The following is a 3827-nucleotide window of genomic DNA, read 5'->3' on the forward strand; positions in this document are numbered from 1 at the left end:
CCGGGTGAAATACGAGCCCAGCAATCCGGCGGCGGATGCCGCCGGCAACGTCAAATACCCCAACGTCAATTCGGTGGTCGAAATGACCGACATGCGCGAAGCGCAGCGATCCTACGAGGCGAACCTCAACATCATCAGCGCGACGCGCCGGATGATCCAACGCACGCTCGACATCCTCAAGGCCTGAACAGGAAACTTAAAGCCATGGCTTCACCCACAGTCGCTGCAAATGCCTACGCCGCACTTGCCCGCATGACCAGCCCTGCCGGCGCCAGCAAGGGCGCCGAAGCCGGTGGCGGTCAATCCTTCGGCGCGGTGCTCAACGAGGCGCTCGGCAGCGTGATGGAGGCCGGCCGCAAATCCGACGCGCAGACGGTGGCGATGACGTCGGGCAAGGCCAACGTGATGGACGTGGTGACGGCGGTGGCCGAAACCGACGTCGCGGTCTCGACGCTGGTGTCGGTGCGCGACCGCATGATCCAGTCCTACGAAGAGATCATGCGGATGCCGATCTGATTTCTTGCGACGTCATTCCGGGATGGTCCGAAGGACCAGACCCGGAATCTCGAGATTCCCCGATGTGCAATTGCACATCTTAGGTTCGCGCTGGCGCGCGCCCCGCAATGACGACTGACCCGAACTGGAATACATGTCATGACCGGTGCTGAAACCCTCGATGTCGCGCGCGATGCGATCTGGACCATCGTCGTGGTGTCGTCGCCGCTGATGGTGGTCGGTCTGGTCGTCGGCGTGGTGGTGTCTCTGTTCCAGGCGCTGACGCAGATCCAGGAACAGACCCTGGTGTTCGTGCCCAAGATCCTGGCGATCTTCGTGACGCTGCTGCTGGCGCTGCCGTTCATGTCGGAGTCGCTGCACGGCTACATGATGCGGATATCGTCGCGAATCATAGGCGGTTGAGGCACTATGCGCGTGAATCATGCGCATCGACATTTCATTGCTGCCGGCGCTCGCCGCGACCTTCATGCTGGTATTTGCCCGCATCGGCGCGATGGTGATGCTGTTGCCCGGGCTCGGCGAGGCCAATATTCCGGTTCGCATCAAGCTGGCGATCGCGCTGCTGCTGACGCTGGTGATCCTGCCGCTGCACCGCGCTGCCTACAATATCGACATGCAGTCGATCACCGCGCTGCTGGTGTTGATGATGCACGAAATCGTCATCGGCATCGTGCTCGGCGCCACCGCGCGGGTGACGCTGTCGGCGCTGCAGGTCGCGGGATCGGTGATCGCCCAGCAGCTCGGCCTCGGATTTGTCACCACCGTCGATCCGACCCAGGGGCAGCAGGGCCTCCTGATCGGAAACTTCCTCACCATCCTCGGCCTGACGCTGCTGTTTGCCACCGACAGCCATCATCTGGTGATCGCAGCCCTCAACGACAGCTATTCGATCTTTGCGCCGGGCGAGGCGATGGTGAGCGGCGATGTCGCCTCGCTAGCCACCCGCGCCTTTACCGCCGCCTTCAAGATCGGGATCCAGTTGTCGGCGCCGTTCCTGGTGTTCGGTATCGTCTTCAATATCGGGCTTGGCGTGCTGGCGCGGCTGATGCCGCAGATGCAGGTCTATTTCGTCGGCGTACCGCTGTCGATTCTGTTCGGCTTCCTGATCCTGGCGCTGGTCCTCGTCACGATGATGGGAACCTTCCTCGAATACTTCATCGGCGTCATGCATCAGCTGATACCATCAAGGTAAGGGCTTGATCGATGTCCGATGAGAATGACTCCTCAGACAAAACAGAAGACCCCAGTCAAAAACGTCTGGATGATGCCCACGAAAAAGGCGATGTCGCCAAGAGCCAGGAGGTCAATACCTGGTTCGTGCTCGCCGGCGCCACGCTGGTGCTGTCATCCTTTCACGGATCGATCGGCGGCGGCATCATGGCGCCGCTGCGCAATCTGGTGGCCAATTCGTGGATGATCCGCACCGATGGCGCGGGTCTGATGGCGCTGACGCAGAGCCTCGGATATTCGATGATGGCGGCGCTCGGCGTGCCGTTCCTGATGTTTGCGATTGCGGCGATCGCGGGCAACATGATCCAGCACCGGCTGGTGTGGTCGGCCGAGTCGATCAAGCCGAAATTCAACAAGGTCTCGCCGGGCGCCGGCTTCAAGCGGATCTTCGGCAAGCAGGGACTGGCGAATTTCGTCAAGGGCCTTTTCAAGGTGATCGCGCTCGGCGCCGTGATGACGGCGGTGCTGTGGCCGGAGCGCTATCGCCTGGAATCGATGGTGCGGTTCGACGTTTCGTCGATCATGGTCGTCACCACCAGCCTGACGCTGCAACTGATGGGCGCCGTGGTGGCGATGCTCGCGGTGGTCGCGATCGGGGACTTCTTCTTTCAGTACCGGACCTGGTACGAGCGGCAGAAGATGTCGCTGCAGGACTTGAAGATGGAGTACAAGCAGTCCGAAGGCGACCCGCACATCAAGGGCAAGCTCAGGCAGCTGCGCCAGCAGCGCTCGAAGAAGCGGATGATGGCCGCGGTGCCCCAGGCCTCCGTGATCATCACCAACCCGACCCACTACGCGGTGGCGCTGCGCTACGAACGTGGCATGCCGGCGCCGATCTGCGTCGCCAAGGGTATCGATTCGCTGGCGCTCAAGATCAGGGAAATAGCCGGCAAGCACGACATCCCGATCGTGGAGAACGTGCCGCTGGCGCGGGCGCTGCATGCGACCGTGGATGTCGACGACGAAATCCCGGTGGAACATTACCATGCGGTCGCCGAGATTATCGGCTACGTCATGGGCCTCAAGCGCGGGTTTTCCGGCCGTCAGGCGTGAAACCGGCGATAGAAGGCGCTCCGGAACAGGCTGGAAATGATCGCGGCGGGCGAAATAGCTGATGGGACGGCCTTGCGTTGGCAGGCCCGATTCAGGCACTCAGGAGCGGGCGGGCAAAAGCGCGCCCGGCAGCGCGCGCAGGCGCGTAACATGTATGTCGACAGGCTCTATCCGCTGGCATGATCGCCGAACCTGACCACGATCCCGCGCCACAGCCCTTCGCCGCCCAGGAGCCGGCGCGGCGCAACGGCAGCATTGTTCTGGTGCTGCTGGTGGCCTTTGCGATCGTCGCGGTCGCGGTCGCGCTGATGACCATCGGCCGGTCCCAGGCGCAGCCCTATATCCTCGGGCTGCTGGCGCTGCTGGCGATGGTCGGACTGTTCAACCTGTTCGCCTTCGCCGCCGGCATCATCCGTTTCGCCGATCGCGCCGCCGACGACCCGGTGATGAGCCGGATTGCCGATCACGCCTATGACGGGCTGGCGGTGACCGATTCCCGCGGCCATGTGGTCTATTCCAACGCCGCCTATCTGGCGCTGACGGGGGCTGCGACCGCGCAGGACGCGCGCCCGGTGGAGCGGGTCTTCATCGGTAATCCCGACGTCTCGGAAGCGGTGTTCCGCCTGCTCAAGGCGGCGCGCGAAGGCAAGCGGCAGCAGGAAGAGGTCCGCATCGCCGGCTCCGATGGCAGCCAGGGCCGCTGGCTGCGGATGCGGGTCCGCCCGCTCGGCGCCAGCAAGCGCGAGGCGAAATACGCGGTGTGGTCGATCGCCGACATCACCCGCGACCGCGAACGGCAGGAGGACGTGTTCCAGGAACTGCAGCACGCCATCGAATATCTCGATCATGCGCCGTGCGGGTTCTTCTCGGTCAATGCCGGCGGCGACCTCGTCTATGTCAACGCCACGCTGGCGAACTGGCTGGATCACGACCTCGCGGAAATCGGCAATGGCGGCCTGAAGCTGACCGACATCGTGTCCGGCGACGGCGCCTCGCTGCTGACTTCGATCGTGGCGGTGCCCGGCGAG

6 protein-coding genes are annotated in these 3827 nt (G+C 63.4%); all 6 read left to right on the forward strand.

Features of this window, described 5'->3' with window-relative positions; genetic code table 11:
• Nucleotides 1-187, forward strand: a 187-nt coding sequence (locus Q7T45_RS07980) for a flagellar basal body rod C-terminal domain-containing protein (RefSeq protein WP_304869477.1), incomplete at its 5' end; no start/stop codon positions are given.
• A 17-nt stretch (nt 188-204) separates the two neighbouring features.
• The gene (gene fliE, locus Q7T45_RS07985; RefSeq protein WP_304869479.1) at nt 205-516 is read left to right on the forward strand and encodes a flagellar hook-basal body complex protein FliE; all 312 of its coding nucleotides are present in this window, start codon (nt 205-207) and stop codon (nt 514-516) included.
• Nucleotides 517-654: 138 nt separating this feature from the next.
• Nucleotides 655-918, forward strand: coding sequence for a flagellar biosynthesis protein FliQ (fliQ, locus tag Q7T45_RS07990; protein ID WP_304741920.1), 264 nt, complete (start codon nt 655-657; stop codon nt 916-918).
• Between the two features lie 19 nt (nt 919-937).
• On the forward strand, nt 938-1708 hold the full coding sequence (gene fliR / locus Q7T45_RS07995) for a flagellar biosynthetic protein FliR (RefSeq protein WP_304869481.1): 771 nt from the start codon (nt 938-940) through the stop codon (nt 1706-1708).
• Nucleotides 1709-1719: 11 nt separating this feature from the next.
• Nucleotides 1720-2799: a flagellar biosynthesis protein FlhB gene (gene flhB / locus Q7T45_RS08000; RefSeq protein ID WP_304869483.1), complete on the forward strand. Its 1080-nt coding sequence runs from the start codon at nt 1720-1722 to the stop codon at nt 2797-2799.
• Between the two features lie 179 nt (nt 2800-2978).
• A partial coding sequence (locus tag Q7T45_RS08005) for a PAS domain-containing protein (protein WP_304869485.1) occupies nt 2979-3827 on the forward strand: 849 nt, incomplete at its 3' end.

This window comes from Bradyrhizobium sp. (assembly GCF_030646015.1).
Lineage (GTDB): Bacteria > Pseudomonadota > Alphaproteobacteria > Rhizobiales > Xanthobacteraceae > Bradyrhizobium.